This window comes from Pseudoxanthomonas sp. G3 (genome assembly GCF_057654715.1).
The window spans coordinates 1,408,386-1,422,950 of record NZ_CM172805.1 but is presented as its reverse complement, the minus strand read 5'-3'; the positions used below and the strand labels follow the sequence as shown (position 1 = coordinate 1,422,950).

Annotated in this window: 19 protein-coding genes and 2 pseudogenes; 12 read left to right on the top strand and 9 right to left on the bottom strand. The window is 68.2% G+C overall.

All coding sequences use genetic code 11. The features are described from left to right. Nucleotides 1–50 precede the first annotated feature (50 nt). Nucleotides 51–1,196, top strand: coding sequence for an RNA polymerase sigma factor (locus AC23D6_RS06745; RefSeq protein WP_487752011.1), 1,146 nt, complete (start codon nt 51–53; stop codon nt 1,194–1,196). A gap of 43 nt (nt 1,197–1,239) precedes the next feature. Here AC23D6_RS06745 and AC23D6_RS06740 read toward each other — a convergent pair. Beyond that, nucleotides 1,240–1,374 (bottom strand): annotated as a pseudogene (locus AC23D6_RS06740) (EF-hand domain-containing protein); the annotation flags it as partial. A 63-nt stretch (nt 1,375–1,437) separates the two neighbouring features. Then, a pseudogene (locus AC23D6_RS06735) lies at nt 1,438–1,965 on the bottom strand (EF-hand domain-containing protein); the annotation flags it as partial. A gap of 140 nt (nt 1,966–2,105) precedes the next feature. Here AC23D6_RS06735 and AC23D6_RS06730 point away from each other — a divergent pair. Genes AC23D6_RS06730 through AC23D6_RS06720 form a run of 3 tightly spaced genes read left to right on the top strand, consistent with a single transcriptional unit; the run spans nt 2,106 to nt 4,661 of the window. Continuing rightward, entirely contained in the window at nt 2,106–2,690 is a 585-nt protein-coding gene (locus tag AC23D6_RS06730; RefSeq protein WP_487752010.1) for a hypothetical protein, read from the top strand. A 2-nt stretch (nt 2,691–2,692) separates the two neighbouring features. After that, complete coding sequence (locus tag AC23D6_RS06725) at nt 2,693–3,412, top strand: arginyltransferase (protein WP_487752009.1); 720 nt, start codon at nt 2,693–2,695, stop codon at nt 3,410–3,412. 46 nt (nt 3,413–3,458) lie between these two features. Beyond that, nucleotides 3,459–4,661 (top strand): endonuclease/exonuclease/phosphatase family protein, encoded by a 1,203-nt coding sequence (locus AC23D6_RS06720; RefSeq protein WP_487752008.1) that lies wholly within the window; start codon nt 3,459–3,461, stop codon nt 4,659–4,661. Here AC23D6_RS06720 and AC23D6_RS06715 read toward each other — a convergent pair. Both AC23D6_RS06715 and purT read right to left on the bottom strand, forming a co-directional pair. Continuing rightward, nucleotides 4,651–4,962, bottom strand: a complete 312-nt coding sequence (locus AC23D6_RS06715) for a hypothetical protein (protein ID WP_487752007.1) — start codon at nt 4,960–4,962, stop codon at nt 4,651–4,653. The two genes, AC23D6_RS06720 and AC23D6_RS06715, sit on opposite strands and share 11 nt — an antisense overlap. A 10-nt stretch (nt 4,963–4,972) precedes the next feature. Then, nucleotides 4,973–6,157: a formate-dependent phosphoribosylglycinamide formyltransferase gene (gene purT, locus AC23D6_RS06710; RefSeq protein WP_487752006.1), complete on the bottom strand. Its 1,185-nt coding sequence runs from the start codon at nt 6,155–6,157 to the stop codon at nt 4,973–4,975. 128 nt (nt 6,158–6,285) lie between these two features. Here purT and AC23D6_RS06705 point away from each other — a divergent pair, with 128 nt between their 5' ends. The 8 genes from AC23D6_RS06705 to AC23D6_RS06670 all read left to right on the top strand — a co-directional run bounded on the left by AC23D6_RS06705 (nt 6,286) and on the right by AC23D6_RS06670 (nt 10,124). Beyond that, a complete protein-coding gene (locus AC23D6_RS06705) occupies nt 6,286–6,408 on the top strand; it encodes a hypothetical protein (RefSeq protein WP_487752005.1) in 123 nt (40 codons plus the stop codon). A gap of 140 nt (nt 6,409–6,548) precedes the next feature. Further along, entirely contained in the window at nt 6,549–7,292 is a 744-nt protein-coding gene (locus AC23D6_RS06700) for an SPFH domain-containing protein (protein ID WP_447941102.1), read from the top strand. Nucleotides 7,293–7,305: 13 nt separating this feature from the next. Further along, entirely contained in the window at nt 7,306–7,581 is a 276-nt protein-coding gene (locus AC23D6_RS06695) for a hypothetical protein (protein ID WP_487752004.1), read from the top strand. Next, nucleotides 7,578–7,778 (top strand): type II toxin-antitoxin system antitoxin, encoded by a 201-nt coding sequence (locus AC23D6_RS06690; protein ID WP_487752003.1) that lies wholly within the window; start codon nt 7,578–7,580, stop codon nt 7,776–7,778. The genes AC23D6_RS06695 and AC23D6_RS06690 overlap by 4 nt, the downstream gene beginning before the upstream one ends. Beyond that, complete coding sequence (locus AC23D6_RS06685) at nt 7,775–7,954, top strand: DUF4177 domain-containing protein (protein ID WP_487752002.1); 180 nt, start codon at nt 7,775–7,777, stop codon at nt 7,952–7,954. Before AC23D6_RS06690 ends, AC23D6_RS06685 begins: the two co-directional genes overlap by 4 nt. 24 nt (nt 7,955–7,978) lie before the next feature. Beyond that, entirely contained in the window at nt 7,979–8,521 is a 543-nt protein-coding gene (locus AC23D6_RS06680; protein ID WP_487752001.1) for a PH domain-containing protein, read from the top strand. Nucleotides 8,522–8,530: 9 nt separating this feature from the next. After that, nucleotides 8,531–9,367, top strand: coding sequence for a M15 family metallopeptidase (locus tag AC23D6_RS06675; protein WP_487752000.1), 837 nt, complete (start codon nt 8,531–8,533; stop codon nt 9,365–9,367). A gap of 34 nt (nt 9,368–9,401) precedes the next feature. After that, complete coding sequence (locus AC23D6_RS06670; protein WP_487751999.1) at nt 9,402–10,124, top strand: DUF4328 domain-containing protein; 723 nt, start codon at nt 9,402–9,404, stop codon at nt 10,122–10,124. Between the two features lie 15 nt (nt 10,125–10,139). Here AC23D6_RS06670 and AC23D6_RS06665 read toward each other — a convergent pair whose 3' ends face one another. From AC23D6_RS06665 to AC23D6_RS06645, 5 genes are all read right to left on the bottom strand, one after another. Next, nucleotides 10,140–10,814 (bottom strand): DNA-3-methyladenine glycosylase family protein, encoded by a 675-nt coding sequence (locus tag AC23D6_RS06665; RefSeq protein WP_487751998.1) that lies wholly within the window; start codon nt 10,812–10,814, stop codon nt 10,140–10,142. Between the two features lie 4 nt (nt 10,815–10,818). Then, entirely contained in the window at nt 10,819–11,187 is a 369-nt protein-coding gene (locus AC23D6_RS06660) for a DUF423 domain-containing protein (protein WP_487751997.1), read from the bottom strand. Nucleotides 11,188–11,329: 142 nt separating this feature from the next. Continuing rightward, nucleotides 11,330–12,493 (bottom strand): polyketide cyclase, encoded by a 1,164-nt coding sequence (locus tag AC23D6_RS06655; protein ID WP_487751996.1) that lies wholly within the window; start codon nt 12,491–12,493, stop codon nt 11,330–11,332. Nucleotides 12,494–12,670: 177 nt separating this feature from the next. Next, nucleotides 12,671–13,312 (bottom strand): response regulator, encoded by a 642-nt coding sequence (locus tag AC23D6_RS06650; RefSeq protein ID WP_487751995.1) that lies wholly within the window; start codon nt 13,310–13,312, stop codon nt 12,671–12,673. Beyond that, the gene (locus tag AC23D6_RS06645) at nt 13,309–14,550 is read right to left on the bottom strand and encodes a sensor histidine kinase (RefSeq protein WP_487751994.1); all 1,242 of its coding nucleotides are present in this window, start codon (nt 14,548–14,550) and stop codon (nt 13,309–13,311) included. Before AC23D6_RS06645 ends, AC23D6_RS06650 begins: the two co-directional genes overlap by 4 nt. Between the last annotated feature and the right edge of the window lie 15 nt (nt 14,551–14,565).

Below are 14,565 nucleotides of genomic sequence, written 5' to 3'. Positions count from 1 at the left end.
GTCGTCGTGCCTGTCGGGCCCGGATGCGCCGGGCCGAACACGGAGACCGGATGGACACCCTGGCGATCGAACTTTCCCTGCGCGATGCCCTGCCCGCGGCCGCGCGCGGCGACCAGGCCGCCTACGGCCGCGTGGTCGCGCTGTGCCAGAACGCGGTGACCGGAATCGCCCTGGCGATCACGCGCGATGTGCAGGCCAGCGAGGACATCGCGCAGGAGGCCTTCCTGAAAGGTTGGCGGCAGTTGTCGACGCTGAAGAACCCCGACAGCTTCCTGCCCTGGTTGCGCGAAATCACTCGCAACCTGGCCCGTGACCACCTGCGTGCGCAGCGGCGCCGACCGATGACGGGCGAAACCGCGGAGATCGCATTGACCCTCGCCGCCGACACCGCGCCCACGCCGGCGGAAACGCTGTTGCAGACCGAACAGGAAGCCGCAGCGCGCGAAGTGATCGCGGCCCTGCCGGAGGACAGCCGCGAAGTGCTGTTGCTGTACTACCGCGAAGGCCAGCGTTCGCAGCAGGTCGCCGCGCTGCTCGGCATCACCGATGCCGCTGTGCGCAAGCGCCTGTCGCGTGCGCGCCAATACGTGCGCGAGGAGCTGATAGTCCGCTTCGGGGAATTCGCCCGATCTTCGGCACCCTCCGCCGGCTTCGCCAGCGGCGTGCTCGGCATGCTCGCGATCGCGGCGCCGCCGTCGGCGGGTGCGGTCGTGCTGGGCACGGGCGGTGCCATCGCCGGCAAGGGCGTGTTGAAGTTGGTGGGTGGCGCGCTGGGCGCGACCGCCTTCGGCACGCTGGTGGGCATCGGCGCCGTGTGGTTCGGCATCCGCAAATACCTGCGCGATCCACTGGATGCGCGCGAACGCGAACAGCTGTTGCGCTACGGCACCGTCAACACGCTCGCCATCGTGCTCTTCATCGCCGGCATCAGCGCGTTGGCGCGGATACCGGGCTGGGTCCCGCACACCGCGTTGACGCTGGCCTACATGGCCATCATCGTCTGGACGTCGGGCCGCTGGCTACCGCGCATCCTGCAACGCAGGCAGGCGCGCGACCTGCTGCGCGACCCCGAGGGCGAGCGTCGCAGGATGCAACGGCAGCGCACGTGGCGGATCCTGGGTTGCGTCCTGGCGGTCACGCTGGCGACCGCCGGCCTGTTCGCCGGCCTGCTGATGTCAGGCCGGCTGGTGCTCTGAGCATGGCAAGCGTGCACCCGGATAGCCGGGTGCACGCTTCGTCTCAGCGGCGAGCCGATGTGCCGGCGGCCAGCTCGTCCTTCGACAGGAAGCCGTCCTTGTTCGCGTCGAGCGCATCGAAGCGTGCGGCTAGGCGGCCGTCCTTCACCTCGTCGCGCGACAGGCGGCCATCCTTGTTCGCATCCGCCGTCGCGAAGCGCTCGTCCATGCGCGCCTGCATCCGCTGCCGGGCTTCGGCACGGCGCGCGGCATCGGCCTGGTCGATCTCGGCACGGGTCAGCTTGCCGTCCTTGTCGGCGTCGGCCTTGGCGAACCAGGCGTCGCGGTGCTGCTTGCCGCGCAGGTCGCGGTCGACGCGATCGATCGCACCATCCTTGTTCGCATCCAGCGTATCGAAACGCTCGGCGAACTTCGGATCGGCCGCCGCTTCGACACGGCTGACCTTGCCGTCGCCATCGGCATCCAGCTTCTTGAAGGCGATCCCGCCACGCTCACCGCCGCCATGCCGACCGGGGCCGCGCATGCCCTTGCGGTGCGGACGCTCGTCGGCGCTGAGCTTGCCGTCGCCGTTCTTGTCCAATTCGGCGAAGCGCTCGGCCAGGCGCGGGTGCGCGGCGGCCTCCGCCTTGTCGATCACGCCATCGTTGTTCGTGTCCAGGCTCGCGCGCGCCGGCTTGTGCGCATCGCCCGCCTGGGTGGCGGCCAGCGCGGAACCGGCGCCGAGGGCGGCCAGGACGGCCACGAAAAGCAGGGTCTTGCGATTCATCATGTTCTCCTGAAGACGCGGCGCCCGTTGCGCCACTGCCGGGAAAACGCCTGCGCATGGGCGCGGTTGACGCGCTGACGGACGCGTTCAGCCGGCGGACGGTCGCGACCCACGCGACGGAGGCGCCGCAGTATGCTGCGGGCATGACCCAGGCCCTCGCCCGCGCCCTGTCGATCTTCGGCCACCCGATGCTGGTGCTGCCGCTGGCCGTGGTGGTGATCGCCGCGGGCCGCGGCGACCGTGCGGCGGCCGTCTGGTCGGCGCTGGGCTTCGGCGTGTTCGCTGCGATCGTCATGGGGTACTCGGGCTGGCAGGTACGGTGCGGTCGCTGGCACCACGTGGATGCGAGCGCGCACCACGAACGCGATCACCTGAATCGCTTCCTCCTCGCGGCGCTGGTCGTCGGCGCGGTGCTGGTGGCTTGGCGTGGCACGCAACCCGTGTTCGCGCTGGGCATGGCGTTGTCGGCGGCGGTGATCCTGGTCGCGATGCTGACGGCGCGATGGTGCAAGCTGTCGCTGCATCTGGCGTTCGCGGTGTTCGCGGCCTGGCTGCTGCGCGAACTCGGCACGCCGTGGATGCTGGCGGCGTTGCTGTTCGCAGTCGCCATCGCCTGGTCGCGCCTGGCATTGCACCGGCACGCGCCGCGCGACCTGATCGCCGGTGCGCTCGCGGGCTCGGCCGCCGGCGCTGCATTCTGGCCGCTGGCGGCCCGCTGGATGTCCTGACGATGGGCGAGAATTCCCACCCCATCGACGACCTGAGGCTGTTCCACACCGGCGAGCATCCGTGCGGCTACTGGCCGGACCGGGTAGCGCGCGACCTGGTACTGGACCCGCGCGATCCGCGCCTGCCGCAGCTCTATCCCGACGCGCTCTCATGGGGCTTCCGCCGCTCGGGCGATATCGTCTATCGCCCGCACTGCCGGCAATGCCGCGCCTGCGTGGCGGTGCGCATCCCGGTGGCCGGCTTCGCGCCCGACCGCAGCCAGCGGCGCTGCGCCGCACGCAACGCGCGCGTGGAGACGCGCATCGTCGCCGCGCTGCGAGGCGATGAGCACCTGGCGCTGTACCAGCGCTATCTCGCCGCACGCCACCCGCTCGGCGGCATGGACGACCATGGCGCGACCGAGTTCGACCAGTTTCTCGTGGGCAGTTGGTCGCGCGGCCGCTTCGTCGAGCTGCGCGAGGATGGACAGCTGCTCGCCGTAGCCGTCACCGACGTGATCCCGGGCGCGCTGTCGGCCGTCTACACGTTCTACGACCCGACGCTGGAAGCGCGGAGCCTGGGCACGCTGGCGATCCTGCGGCAGATCGAGTGGGCGCGTCGCGACGGCTACGCGCATCTCTATCTCGGCTACTGGATCGACGGCCATCGCAAGATGGACTACAAGCGGCGCTTCCGGCCGCTGGAACATTTCGACGGCCGCCAATGGCGCCCCGCCGAGTGAGCGGTGCCGGCACGGGGATGTCATCCGCGCGTGGCATCATGGCGGCATGCGAACCCTCACCGCCCTGTTCCCGATGATCCTTGCCTTGGCCGCCTGCAGCGCCGCCCCGCACCGCGACGGTGCCGCGCCGGCAACCGTTTCGATGCGCGTGGCCACCTACAACACCTCGCTGTATTCGGACGAGGCCGGCGGCGTGATCCGCGAGCTGCAAGGCGACAGTGCGCACGCGCGCAAGATCGCCGCCGTGCTTCAGAAGGTACGACCTGACCTGGTGCTGTTGAACGAATTCGATTTCGACGAGAAGCATCGCGCGGCCGATCTGTTCCAGCAGCGCTATCTCGAAGTTGCCCAGCCCGGCGGTGGCGAACCCCTGCACTATCCGTATCGCTACCTGGCGCCGGTCAACACGGGCGTGCAGAGCGGGCTGGACCTGGATGGCAACGGCACTGTCGGCGGCACCGGCCGCGACCGCGGCAACGATGCGTGGGGCTACGGACTGCATCCTGGCCAGTACGGCATGCTGGTGCTGTCGAAGTTCCCGATCGACGAGGCGCAGGTGCGCACGTTCCAACGGCTGCGCTGGAGCACGCTGCCGGGTGCAGTCAATCCGCTCGACCCCGCCAAGGGGCGTCCGTTCTATCCGGACACCATCTGGTCGCAGCTACGCCTGTCCTCGAAGTCGCATTGGGACGTGCCCGTGCGCACGCCGACGGGCACGGTGCATTTCCTGGTCTCGCATCCCACGCCGCCCGTGTTCGACGGCCCCGAAGACCGCAACGGCCACCGCAATGCCGCCGAACTACACCTGTGGCGCGAATACCTCGCTACCGGTGACGCGCCATGGCTATGCGACGACCAGGGCCGCTGCGGCCGCCTGGGCAGCGACGCGCGCTTCGTCATCGCCGGCGACCTCAACAACGATCCGGTCGATGGTGATGGCCACCATGAGGCTATCCTGGAACTGCTCGAACATCCGCGCGTGATGCGCATGGCCACGCCACGCAGCGAAGGCGGCGAGGAAACCGCACTGGCGTACGCCGCCAAGGGCCTGCAGCGCCGCGGCGCGCCGGCACACGTCACCGGCGATTTCGGCCCGCGCTCGGGCGCGATGCGCCTGGACTACGTGCTGCCCTCGACCGGCTTCGCCCTGATCGGCAGCGGCGTGTACTGGCCGAAGAAAGCCGACCCGCACGCCGCCATCGCCGATGGCAGCGACCATCACCTCGTGTGGGTGGACCTTACGCTGTAGGCGGCGTGGACGCGGCCGGAGCAGCCGTTACCCGCGGCCCGAAACCGAACAATGCCTCGCTCTGCGCCGACACGATCATCCGGATCATGCTGCCGGGCACCATCAGTTCCACCTGCACGTCGTGGCCTTCGGCGTCCTTGCCCACCAGCGTCATTTCGGTGAAGGCGCCGCCGGTATCGATCTCCTTGCAGAAGATGTGCGGCCCTTCGGGCTGGTTGGTCAGGTAGGGCTTGATCGCTTCGCCCAGCGCTTCCAGCGCCTGCGGGAAAAAGAACACTGCGTAACCGCCATGGCCGTTCATGCGGGGCCCCTCACTTCAGTTCGATGGTGATGGCCGCCGCGGCGGCGCGGGCCTTGGAACGGGCGACGTCGACGTCCTCGCCCCGCGCCAGCGTCACGCCGACGCGGCGGTGGCCTTCCACGCGCGGCTTGCCGAACAGGCGCAGCGCCGTGTCGGGTTCTTCGAGCGCGCCTTCCACATTGCCGAACACGGGCACGCCATGGCCGTGCGCCAGCATGGCGCACGACGCGGACGGACCGCTCTGCCGGATCACCGGGATCGGCAAGCCGAGGATGGCGCGCGCATGCAGCGCGAATTCGGACAGTTCCTGCGAGACCAGCGTCACCAGGCCGGTGTCGTGCGGGCGCGGCGAAACTTCACTGAACCATACCTCGTCGCCCTTTACGAACAGCTCGACGCCGAACAGGCCCCAGCCGCCGAGATCGTCGGTCACCGCCTTGGCGATCTGCTGCGCGCGTTCCAACGCGCGTGGCGACATCGGCTGCGGCTGCCAGCTCTCGCGGTAGTCGCCGTCCTTCTGCCAATGGCCGATCGGTTCGCAGTACGAGGTGCCGTCGGCGTGGCGCACGGTCAACAGAGTAATTTCGTAATCGAAGTCGATGAAGCCCTCGACGATGCAGCGACCGGCGCCGGCGCGGCCGCCGGTCTGCGCGTAGTCCCAGGCCGGGTCGATGTCCGCTTCGGCGCGCAACGTGCTCTGGCCCTTGCCGGAGGACGACATCACCGGCTTCACCACGCACGGCAGGCCGATCTCGCGCACGGCGTCGCGGTATTGGTCCTGCGTGTCGACGAAACGGTAGGGCGAGGTCGGCAGGCCCAGCGTTTCGGCGGCGAGCCGGCGGATGCCTTCACGGTCCATCGTCAGCCGTGCCGCGCGCGCGGTCGGGATGACCCGGGCCGCGCCCTCCGCTTCCAGCGCCACCAGCGTTTCGGTGTGGATCGCCTCGATTTCCGGTACCACCAGGTGCGGCTGCTCCTGTGCGATCAGCGCGCGGATCGCGGCCGGGTCCAGCATGTCCAGCACGTGCGCGCGATGCGCGACCTGCATCGCCGGTGCATCGGCGTAGCGGTCGGCGGCGATCACTTCCACGCCCAGCCGTTGCAGCTCGATGGCCACCTCCTTGCCCAGCTCGCCCGACCCCAGCAGCAAGACACGGGTCGCGTGGGGGGACAACGGGGTGCCGAGCGTGGTCATCGGGGGCGATCCTGAAAAGGGGGCGCCAGTGTACCGGTCGGCCCGACGTACGGCGCTGGCAGTCCTGTTGACATCTGATATCAAATTGATATCTTTTGATCCATCGAGGACATCCCCGCGGACCGACCATGATCCACGTGATCCATCAGATCCAACGCCGCTGGCCGGCCCATGCGCACCGGGTCGTCCCCGCCTTCCTTCTCCTCTCCGTTGCCCTGCTCGCCGTGGGCGCCGGCCTGTCGCTGCTGTGACCCTGCCCGAGACCATGACCATGAAAGAGAACGCCACGTCGTCGCTGCCCGGAATCCCGACCCTGCTCGGCCTGCTGGTGCTGGGGCTGGGGGTCATCGCCTTGTTCGTGATGGGTGCCGCCGACAAGCAGCCCGCCTACATGGTGGTGGCCGCCCTGCTCGGCTTCGTCGTCATGTTCCTGATGGCCGGCCTCTACAAGCTGGAGCCCAACCAGTCCGCCGTGCTCAGCCTGTTCGGCAAGTACGTCGGCACGGTGAAGGACAACGGCCTGCGCTGGAACAACCCCTTCTTCAGCAAGCGCAAGATTTCGCTGCGCATCCGCAACTTCGAAAGCAGCCGCTTGAAGGTCAACGAGCTGGACGGCAGCCCGATCGAGATCGCCGCCGTCATCGTCTGGCAGGTCGTCGATTCGGCCGAAGCCGTGTTCAACGTCGACGACTATGAGAGCTTCGTGCACATCCAGTCCGAATCCGCGCTGCGTGCGATGGCCTCCAGCTATCCGTACGACCAGCACGAGGAAGGCCAGATCGCGCTGCGCAGTCATCCGCAGGAGATCTCGCAGCACCTGCAGGAGCAGATCGCGGAGCGCCTGGGCAAGGCGGGCGTGGACGTGATCGAAGCGCGCATCAGCCACCTGGCCTACGCGCCGGAAATCGCCCAGGCCATGCTGCAACGTCAGCAGGCCAACGCGGTGATCGCCGCACGTACGCGGATCGTCGCCGGCGCGGTGGGCATGGTCGAGATGGCCCTGGCCGAACTGCAGAAGAACGATGTCGTGAAGCTGGACGAAGAGCGCAAGGCGCAGATGGTCAGCAACCTGCTGGTCGTGCTCTGCGGCGAGCGCGGTACCCAGCCGATCGTCAATACCGGCTCGATCTACTGACCGGCGCCACGCCATGCACGCGCTCGCACCGCTCATCCTCGCGCTCTCCGGCCTGCCCGCGCTGCTCATCGGCGCGTGGGTGAGCCGGGCGCGCGACCCCCGTTCCCGGGGCATGGGCCTGCACTGGGTGCTGATCGGCCTGGCCATCCAGGCTGGCGCGGTCGGGTTGTACTGGGCGGGCGATGACGACCGCCTGGCGCGGGGCATCGTGATCGCGATGGTCGTGCTGGTCAACGCGCTGATCGTGTCGATGGTGTTGCAACTGCGCCGCCACGGGAAGCGCCGGTGAGCGAGAAGCAGGACAAGAAGGCTTATCCGCTGCGCATCAGCGCCGACGTGCTGGCCGCGGCACAGCGTTGGGCCGACGACGAGTTGCGTTCGCTCAACGCGCAGATCGAATACGTACTGCGCGACGCGCTGCGCAAGGCGGGACGGTTGCCCAAGACCGGCTCGACGCCGGACAACGACAAGAAGGAATCGCCATGAATGCCCGATGGAACCACAAGGTCATCGAAGTCCCGTACAAGATGTTCGCGGGCAAGCTCACTGACCGCATCCAGCAGGAGCTGGACAAGATGAGCACGCAGGGATGGGAGCTGGTCAGCACCCTTTTCATCGAACATGAAGTGTCGGTGCGCCTGTTCTTCAAGAAGCCCGCCTGACCCTTCCCCGCACGGAGCCGATGTATGCACCACCCGCAGTACTTCCCCGTCGCTCCGCTGTCCGCCCACGCAGCGTGGTGGCTATGGTTGCCCCTGGTGCTCGCCAGCGGTGCCGGCGTCGCCGCCACGACGATGGAATCGGACGCGCCGCCGTTGGCGGCCTGGCTGACGGCGACCTTCCTCCTGCTCGTCGGCGGGGTCCTCGCGCTTGCGCTGCGTCGGCGGGCGATCGTGCTGGATAATCGCGAATTGCAGGTGCGCGCGACGTTCTACACCAAGAAGCTTGCGGTGGAATCGATCGACCTGGACAAGGCCCGCGTGGTGAGCCTGGAGGAACACACCGAACTCGCGCCGACGCTGAAGACCAATGGCTTCAGCCTGCCGGGCTTCAAGGCCGGGCATTTCCGGCTGCGCAACCTCAACAAGGCGTTCTGCCTGATCACCGACCGCACCCGCGTGCTGACGCTGCCGTTGCGCGATGGCAGCCTGATGCTGGTCAGCCCGGCGCGCCCGGCCGACCTGCTGGCCCGGCTGCGCGAACTGGCGGCGCCCTCGCCGCGTCGCTAAGCTGCGGGCATGCCCCGCCTGCCAGCCCAGCCGCTGAAGTCCGTCCTGCTCAACACCGCGCAGATCGAGCTGTGGCCGGCCGACACCTTGCGCGTGCGCAGCAATACGGATGCGCGCATTCTCACCGGCGCGCACACGGTCCTGCGCCGCAAGGCCGACGGCCGATATCTCGCGGCGGTGTCTTCGCGCGGCGTGCACCCGCTGGTGACGGGCCTGTCGCGCGAACCCGGCCTGGACGAAGCGTGGGACGCGCTGGAACGGTTCGAAGCCGCGACGCGCGGATTCGACGCCGACGCCCAAGGCCTGTTGCCCCTGCACGCCTTGCAGGAGCGCCTGCATGCGCTGGGACTCGATGATGCCTACGGCACGCGCACGGGCCTGGCACTGGTCGCCGAGCCTGCTGCCCTCGCCTTCGCCGGTCGTGATCGCTATCGCCGCCCACTCTGGCTGACGCGCACCGCGGCACGCGGATGGCAGGCGTTGCGCGCGGTCGCGGCGCGCGATGGCATCGTGCTCGAGGCCATCTCCGGCTATCGCAGCCACGATTACCAGCTCGGTATCTTCGAGCGCAAACTGGATCGCGGACAGACCGTCGAGCAGATCCTGACGGTCAACGCGGCGCCCGGCTACAGCGAACACCACAGCGGCCGCGCCCTCGACATCGGTACGCCCGGCGAACCGCCCGCCGAGGAATCCTTCGAGCGCACACCCGCCTTCGCCTGGCTTACCGCTCACGCGGGGGACTTCGGATTCGTCATGAGCTACCCGCGCGACAACCCGCATGGCATCGTGTACGAGCCGTGGCATTGGTACTATCTGGGCCACGACGGCGGTGGGGACCGCTGAAGCCAAGGCCGAACGCCGGCCACCAGGGGGTCGCATGGAGAATCCGTACCAAACGCCAGCGGCGGACGTGATCGCGGCGCCTGCCACGCACACGACGTGGGCCTTCAAGGATCCCACCTGGCTGACCTGGGTCTGCCGCGCTTCCCTGCTCGCCGGCGCCTTGGTTTCGCTATTGATGATCGCCGTGATGGCGCGCCAGTACTCGTTGTTCGAAGAAGCCGCGGTCAATGGCTGGACAGTCGACGACGTTTACGCGGCATCGGGCCTGACCTTCCTCGCCGCGGCACTACTGCAATTCGTCACGATGATGGCGTCGTTCGTGTTCATTGGCATGTGGATCTATCGTGCTGCGTGGAACGGGCGCGGCTTCGCTGGCGCACGGCAACTCGACTTCACCCCCGGCTGGTCGGTTGGTTGGTACTTCATTCCCTTCGCCAACCTATGGAAGCCCTACCAGGCGATGAAGGAAATCTGGCGGGCCAGCGCGCGCCCCGACAAGATCGATGCCGCGGACGTCCCGGGCTGGCTGCCGCTGTGGTGGTTCCTCTGGCTCGCTTTCAATATCGTCAGCAACTTCGCCAGCCGCATGTCCTGGCGAGCGCAGACACCGGAGGCGGAAATGGACGCCGCGCTCGCCTCCATCACGTGCGATGCGATCAATGTGCCGCTGTGCTTCGTCCTCTTGCTGATCATCACGCGCGTGCACCGCATGCAGTGGCAACGCCAGACCGAGCGTCTGCAGGCGCTCGCCGGCTGACGCCGGTTTTCGAACCTAGCCCTGCGACCGCTTCGTCGCCGTCTTGGTCTCGGTGCCGAAATCCGCGATCCGCCACAGGTACTGTGCCGCATAGGTGCGGTACGGGCCCCACTTCTCGCCGCGTGCCAACAACTCCTTCGGCGTCGGCATGACGTCTTGCTTGTCGACAAACTGCGCGCCCTTACGCACGCCCAGGTCGTCGATCGGCAACACATCGGGGCGGCCGAGGCGGAACATCAGCATCATTTCCACGGTCCAGCGGCCGATGCCGCGGATGGGCACGAGCGCAGCGACGATGTCGTCCTCGCTCATCACCGACATCTGCCGCAGGGTCGGGATCTCGCCCCGCTGTTCGCGCGCGGCCAGGTCGCGCAGCGCGAGGGTCTTGTTGCCGGACACACCGCAAGCGCGCAGCGCCGCGTCATCGATCCGGCCCAAGGTGTCGAAATGCAGGCGCGTGCTGCCGATGGCGGTCTCGACGCGTCCGACGATCGTGCTGGCCGCCTTGCCGCTGAGCTGCTGGTAGAGAATGGCGCGCGCGAGCGCGTCCACGGGATCGAACGGCTTTCGCCAGGTGGGCTGCGGCTCGATGTAGCCGATTCGCTTCATCCATGTGCCGAGCTTGCGGTCGCGCCGCGCCAGGTGGTCCCAGGCCTGCTCGGTGTCGAAGCCACGCGCGTGCCGGGGCATGGTGTCAGCGCCGCACCGCGTCGAGCGCCCACAGCACCCACCCCAGCATCAGGGTGATGCCGCCGGCCGGTGCGAGCCGGGTCGGCAAGCCGGCCAACGCTCCGCCGACCAGGCTGCCGGAGAACAGCAGCGTGCCCAGCAACAGCAGCCCGAGCGCCAGCTTGCCGAGGCGCCGCGTGGTTCCCGGCGACAGCGCCGCCAGCGCGAGCCCATGGCCGAAGGCGAACAGGGCCGCGGTCTGCACATGCGACTGCGCCTGTGCGAGTGCGATGCCGTGCGAGGCGTACGCGGACAGGCCCACGGCGGTCGCGGCGAGCAGGCCGCCGCCCAGTGCGAGGAACGAGGGTTTGCGTTGGCGTCGGTCGTAATTCATCGGTGCGCGGATCCCGGCATCGGGCGGGCGTCCTGCCCCGTGGAGGGACCGAATCGGAACGGCGACCCCACAAACGCAACGCGCCGCAAGAAGCGGCGCGTTGGCGTGGAGCTGACCATCCGGGACAGCGGTCCGGGAAGGCTTACTGCTTGACGGCCCAGTAGATGTCGAACTTGCCGTCGGCTTCGAACGAACCATCGACGCCGGACTTCCACGACTCGTAGGGACGATCGACGACTTCGTGGCCCGCGGTCACCGCCCAGGCGCGCAGCGCATTGCGCTGGTTGTCGAGCTCGGCCATGTAGCCGGTGTAGCTGGCGAAGGCAGACTTGCGTGCATCCAGGTGCACGTAGGTCACCGGCGCGCCCGCCGGGATCGTGACCTTCAGCTCGCCCGTGGACGCGACCGGTGCGGCCGGCGCGGCGACCGGCGCCGCACCCTCTGCCGCGGCAGCGTCGGGCTTCGGCGCAGCGCTGCCCTTGCGGACCGGCTGGGCGACGTCAAACGCGTACTTTTCGGCACCGAAGTCGGTCGTGATGATGCGGAGCGGACCGGCGGCGACCAGGCCATTGGCGTCCATCACGCGCTTGATCCATTCCTGGTTGGACTTGATCGAGGCCTTGATGGCGTCGTTGGTGCGGTCGATGTTGCCGGCGTTGACGACCAGCAGGTCTTCAGCGGGCACGTCGACGATCTTGAGGTCGGTCAGCGGGCTGCCTTCGGTGCGGTAATCGAAGTTGGGCACGGTGGCCAGCATGTTGGTCAGCTTGGACAGGCCGGCCTTCACGCTGTCGCCCACGTGGCGGCTGACGTACATGCCCGCATAACGGCCGATCAGGTTCCAGCCGTACTTCACTTCGTACTGCTGGGTGATCTTGACGTTGCGGTTGTTCTTGCCCGACGGCTCCAGCGAGAAAATGCTGCGCTTGTCGGTGCCCATGCGCTTGTCGGTGATCGCGTACACGATCTTGCCCGAACCGCCGGACGGCGCGGGGCGCTCGCTCTCGACGATTTCCCAGCTGCCCTGGCCCCAGGCGGCGTTGGCGGAATTGAAATCGACCTTGGCGCCGACGCCGGAGTTGTTCTCGCCACCGGAGTAACTCAGCTCGTTGGCGGCGCTCGGGATCAGCGGGTTCCAGTCCTTCAGTCGGCGCACGTTGTTCAGCGTGTCGAACACGATGGTCATGCGGCGGTTGGTCTCAACGCTTTCCTGCAGCTCGCGCGAGGACGGCAGAACCAGGCCGATCACCAGGAACAGCGCCAGAACCAGCGCCAACGCAATCACGAACTCGATCAAACGGGTCATTCAGGAAGTCTCCGGGGGCCGGTGCCACGGCCGTGAAAAAAATGCACCGCGCATCCTAGCAGGGTTGCCGGGCTTCGGGCAGCCCACCTGACACCGGTTGGCACCCCTATTCCGGGGCGTATGGAGCCCGCGTTCGAGCTCCCTGCCAGAGGCTCCTGGCGGGAACTCGGCCTGCCGTCACACCAACTGCAATTCGAAGGCCTTCAGCACGGCCCGTGTGCGGTCGCGCACGCCCAGTTTCGAGAGGATGTTGGACACGTGGTTCTTGATGGTGCCCTCGGCCACGCCCAGCGAATTGGCGATCTCCTTGTTCGAGAAGCCGCTGGCCATCAGGCGCAGGATCTCGGTTTCACGGTCGGTCAACGGATCCGGACGGTCGAGGCTGACGAATTCGTTGCGCATGTGCTCCAGGCCGGACAACAGGCGCTGGGTGACCGCCGGCTGCACCAGCGAACCGCCGTCGGCCACCGTGCGGATCGCGCCCACCAGCTGCTCGAGCGAGACATCCTTCAGCAAGTAACCCTTCGCACCGGCCTTCAGGCCCGCCAGGACCAGTTGGTCGTCGTCGAAGGTGGTCAGGATGATGGTGGGCGGCAGCTGGCCGGCCCGCGCGAGGGCCTGCAGGGCCTCCAGGCCCGACATCACCGGCATGCGCATGTCCATCAGCACCACGTCCGGCTGGACCTGGGGTACCAGCTCCACGGCCTGGCGGCCATCCGCCGCCTCGGCGATCACTTCGATGCCGTCGTCCAGCGCCAGCAGGGAGCGGATGCCCTGGCGCACCAGGGTTTGATCGTCGACCAGACAGACACGGATCACGGGGTTCCTCCGGAGCTGAGCTCGGGTGTGGGTTCGGGTGGGGAAACAGGAAGCGGCGCGAGGGCCGGCGTGGCCTCGCTGACCGGCAGGACGACGTGCAGGCAGAAGCCCTGCCCCGGTTGCGTCTCGAAGCGCAACTCGCCGCCGTACTGGGCCAAGCGCTCGCGCATGCCGGTCAGGCCGTTGCCAGCCACGACACGCGGGCTGCCGGCACCGTCATCGCGGGCGTCGATCAGGATCCTGGCGCCCTCGCGCCGGCAGTGCAGCCACAGGTTGCGGGCGCCCGCATGGCGCACCGCATTGGTGATGATCTCCTGGGTGCAGCGCAGCAACACGTGGGCGCGGTGCGGGTCCTCCAGGGTCAGCGGCTCCTCGATATCCATGTGGATGGACAGCGAGGGCACCTTCTCGGCCAGCGGCACCAGCGCGGCGCCCAGGTCGATCGCCCCACTGTCGCGCAGTTGGCTGACGGCTTCCCGCACGTCGGTCAACAGCAGGCGTGCCAGCGTATGCGCCTGGCGGACGTGCTCCTGCGCCCGCCCTTCAGTGATGTGCCCGGCCACCTCCAGATTGAGACTGAGGGCGGTCAGGTGGTGGCCCAGCAGGTCGTGCAGTTCGCGGGAAATACGGGTGCGCTCGTTCACCCGGGCACTCTCCGCCAGCAACACGCGGGTCGCGCGCAATTCGGCATTGAGCCGGCGCTGCTCTTCGCGCGCCTGGGCCTGCTGCCGCGCCACGTAGGTGGTGATCAGCACGAAGGCCGCGAAGCCCACGTAGAACATGGACTGGAACAGGGCTTCCCAGAAGTTGAAGTCGTCGCGGGCCATGAACGACGGCACCAGCAACACGTGGGCGGCGAGCAGCCAGGCCACGGCGAACCGCAGCTCGAGCAACCAGGGCAGCACGCCCGCCATGATCAGCAGCAGCACGGCCCCCAGGCCGGTCTGGGTGTAGAAGCCCACGCCGATGGAGGTCGCGGTCAGCACCATCGCCAGTGGCACGTTCCAGGCGACCGGCAAGCTGTCCCGACGGCCGTCGAGGGCACGCGTGGCCAGCCAGTACACCGCGCCGAACGCGAAATAGCTCAACGCGGTCAGGGGCAGGTTCACGCCCTGCCCGTCCGTGCCGCTCGAAGGCGGCAGCACCCATACATTCAGGATGATGGGAATCCCCACCAGGGCCCACGTGTAGAGGCCTGCGGCGCGCAGCAGGCGGGTATGGCTGAGTCGTCCCAACATCCGGGCATAGTAGGC

Coding starts and splice junctions, on each gene's coding strand:
- AC23D6_RS06745 (WP_487752011.1), top strand. CDS start 51: ATGGACACCCTGGCGATCGAACTTTCCCTGCGCGATGCCCTGCCCGCG.
- AC23D6_RS06730 (WP_487752010.1), top strand. CDS start 2,106: ATGACCCAGGCCCTCGCCCGCGCCCTGTCGATCTTCGGCCACCCGATG.
- AC23D6_RS06725 (WP_487752009.1), top strand. CDS start 2,693: ATGGGCGAGAATTCCCACCCCATCGACGACCTGAGGCTGTTCCACACC.
- AC23D6_RS06720 (WP_487752008.1), top strand. CDS start 3,459: ATGCGAACCCTCACCGCCCTGTTCCCGATGATCCTTGCCTTGGCCGCC.
- AC23D6_RS06715 (WP_487752007.1), bottom strand. CDS start 4,962: ATGAACGGCCATGGCGGTTACGCAGTGTTCTTTTTCCCGCAGGCGCTG.
- purT (WP_487752006.1), bottom strand. CDS start 6,157: ATGACCACGCTCGGCACCCCGTTGTCCCCCCACGCGACCCGTGTCTTG.
- AC23D6_RS06705 (WP_487752005.1), top strand. CDS start 6,286: ATGATCCACGTGATCCATCAGATCCAACGCCGCTGGCCGGCCCATGCG.
- AC23D6_RS06700 (WP_447941102.1), top strand. CDS start 6,549: ATGGTGGTGGCCGCCCTGCTCGGCTTCGTCGTCATGTTCCTGATGGCC.
- AC23D6_RS06695 (WP_487752004.1), top strand. CDS start 7,306: ATGCACGCGCTCGCACCGCTCATCCTCGCGCTCTCCGGCCTGCCCGCG.
- AC23D6_RS06685 (WP_487752002.1), top strand. CDS start 7,775: ATGAATGCCCGATGGAACCACAAGGTCATCGAAGTCCCGTACAAGATG.
- AC23D6_RS06680 (WP_487752001.1), top strand. CDS start 7,979: ATGCACCACCCGCAGTACTTCCCCGTCGCTCCGCTGTCCGCCCACGCA.
- AC23D6_RS06675 (WP_487752000.1), top strand. CDS start 8,531: ATGCCCCGCCTGCCAGCCCAGCCGCTGAAGTCCGTCCTGCTCAACACC.
- AC23D6_RS06670 (WP_487751999.1), top strand. CDS start 9,402: ATGGAGAATCCGTACCAAACGCCAGCGGCGGACGTGATCGCGGCGCCT.
- AC23D6_RS06665 (WP_487751998.1), bottom strand. CDS start 10,814: ATGCCCCGGCACGCGCGTGGCTTCGACACCGAGCAGGCCTGGGACCAC.
- AC23D6_RS06660 (WP_487751997.1), bottom strand. CDS start 11,187: ATGAATTACGACCGACGCCAACGCAAACCCTCGTTCCTCGCACTGGGC.
- AC23D6_RS06655 (WP_487751996.1), bottom strand. CDS start 12,493: ATGACCCGTTTGATCGAGTTCGTGATTGCGTTGGCGCTGGTTCTGGCG.
- AC23D6_RS06645 (WP_487751994.1), bottom strand. CDS start 14,550: ATGTTGGGACGACTCAGCCATACCCGCCTGCTGCGCGCCGCAGGCCTC.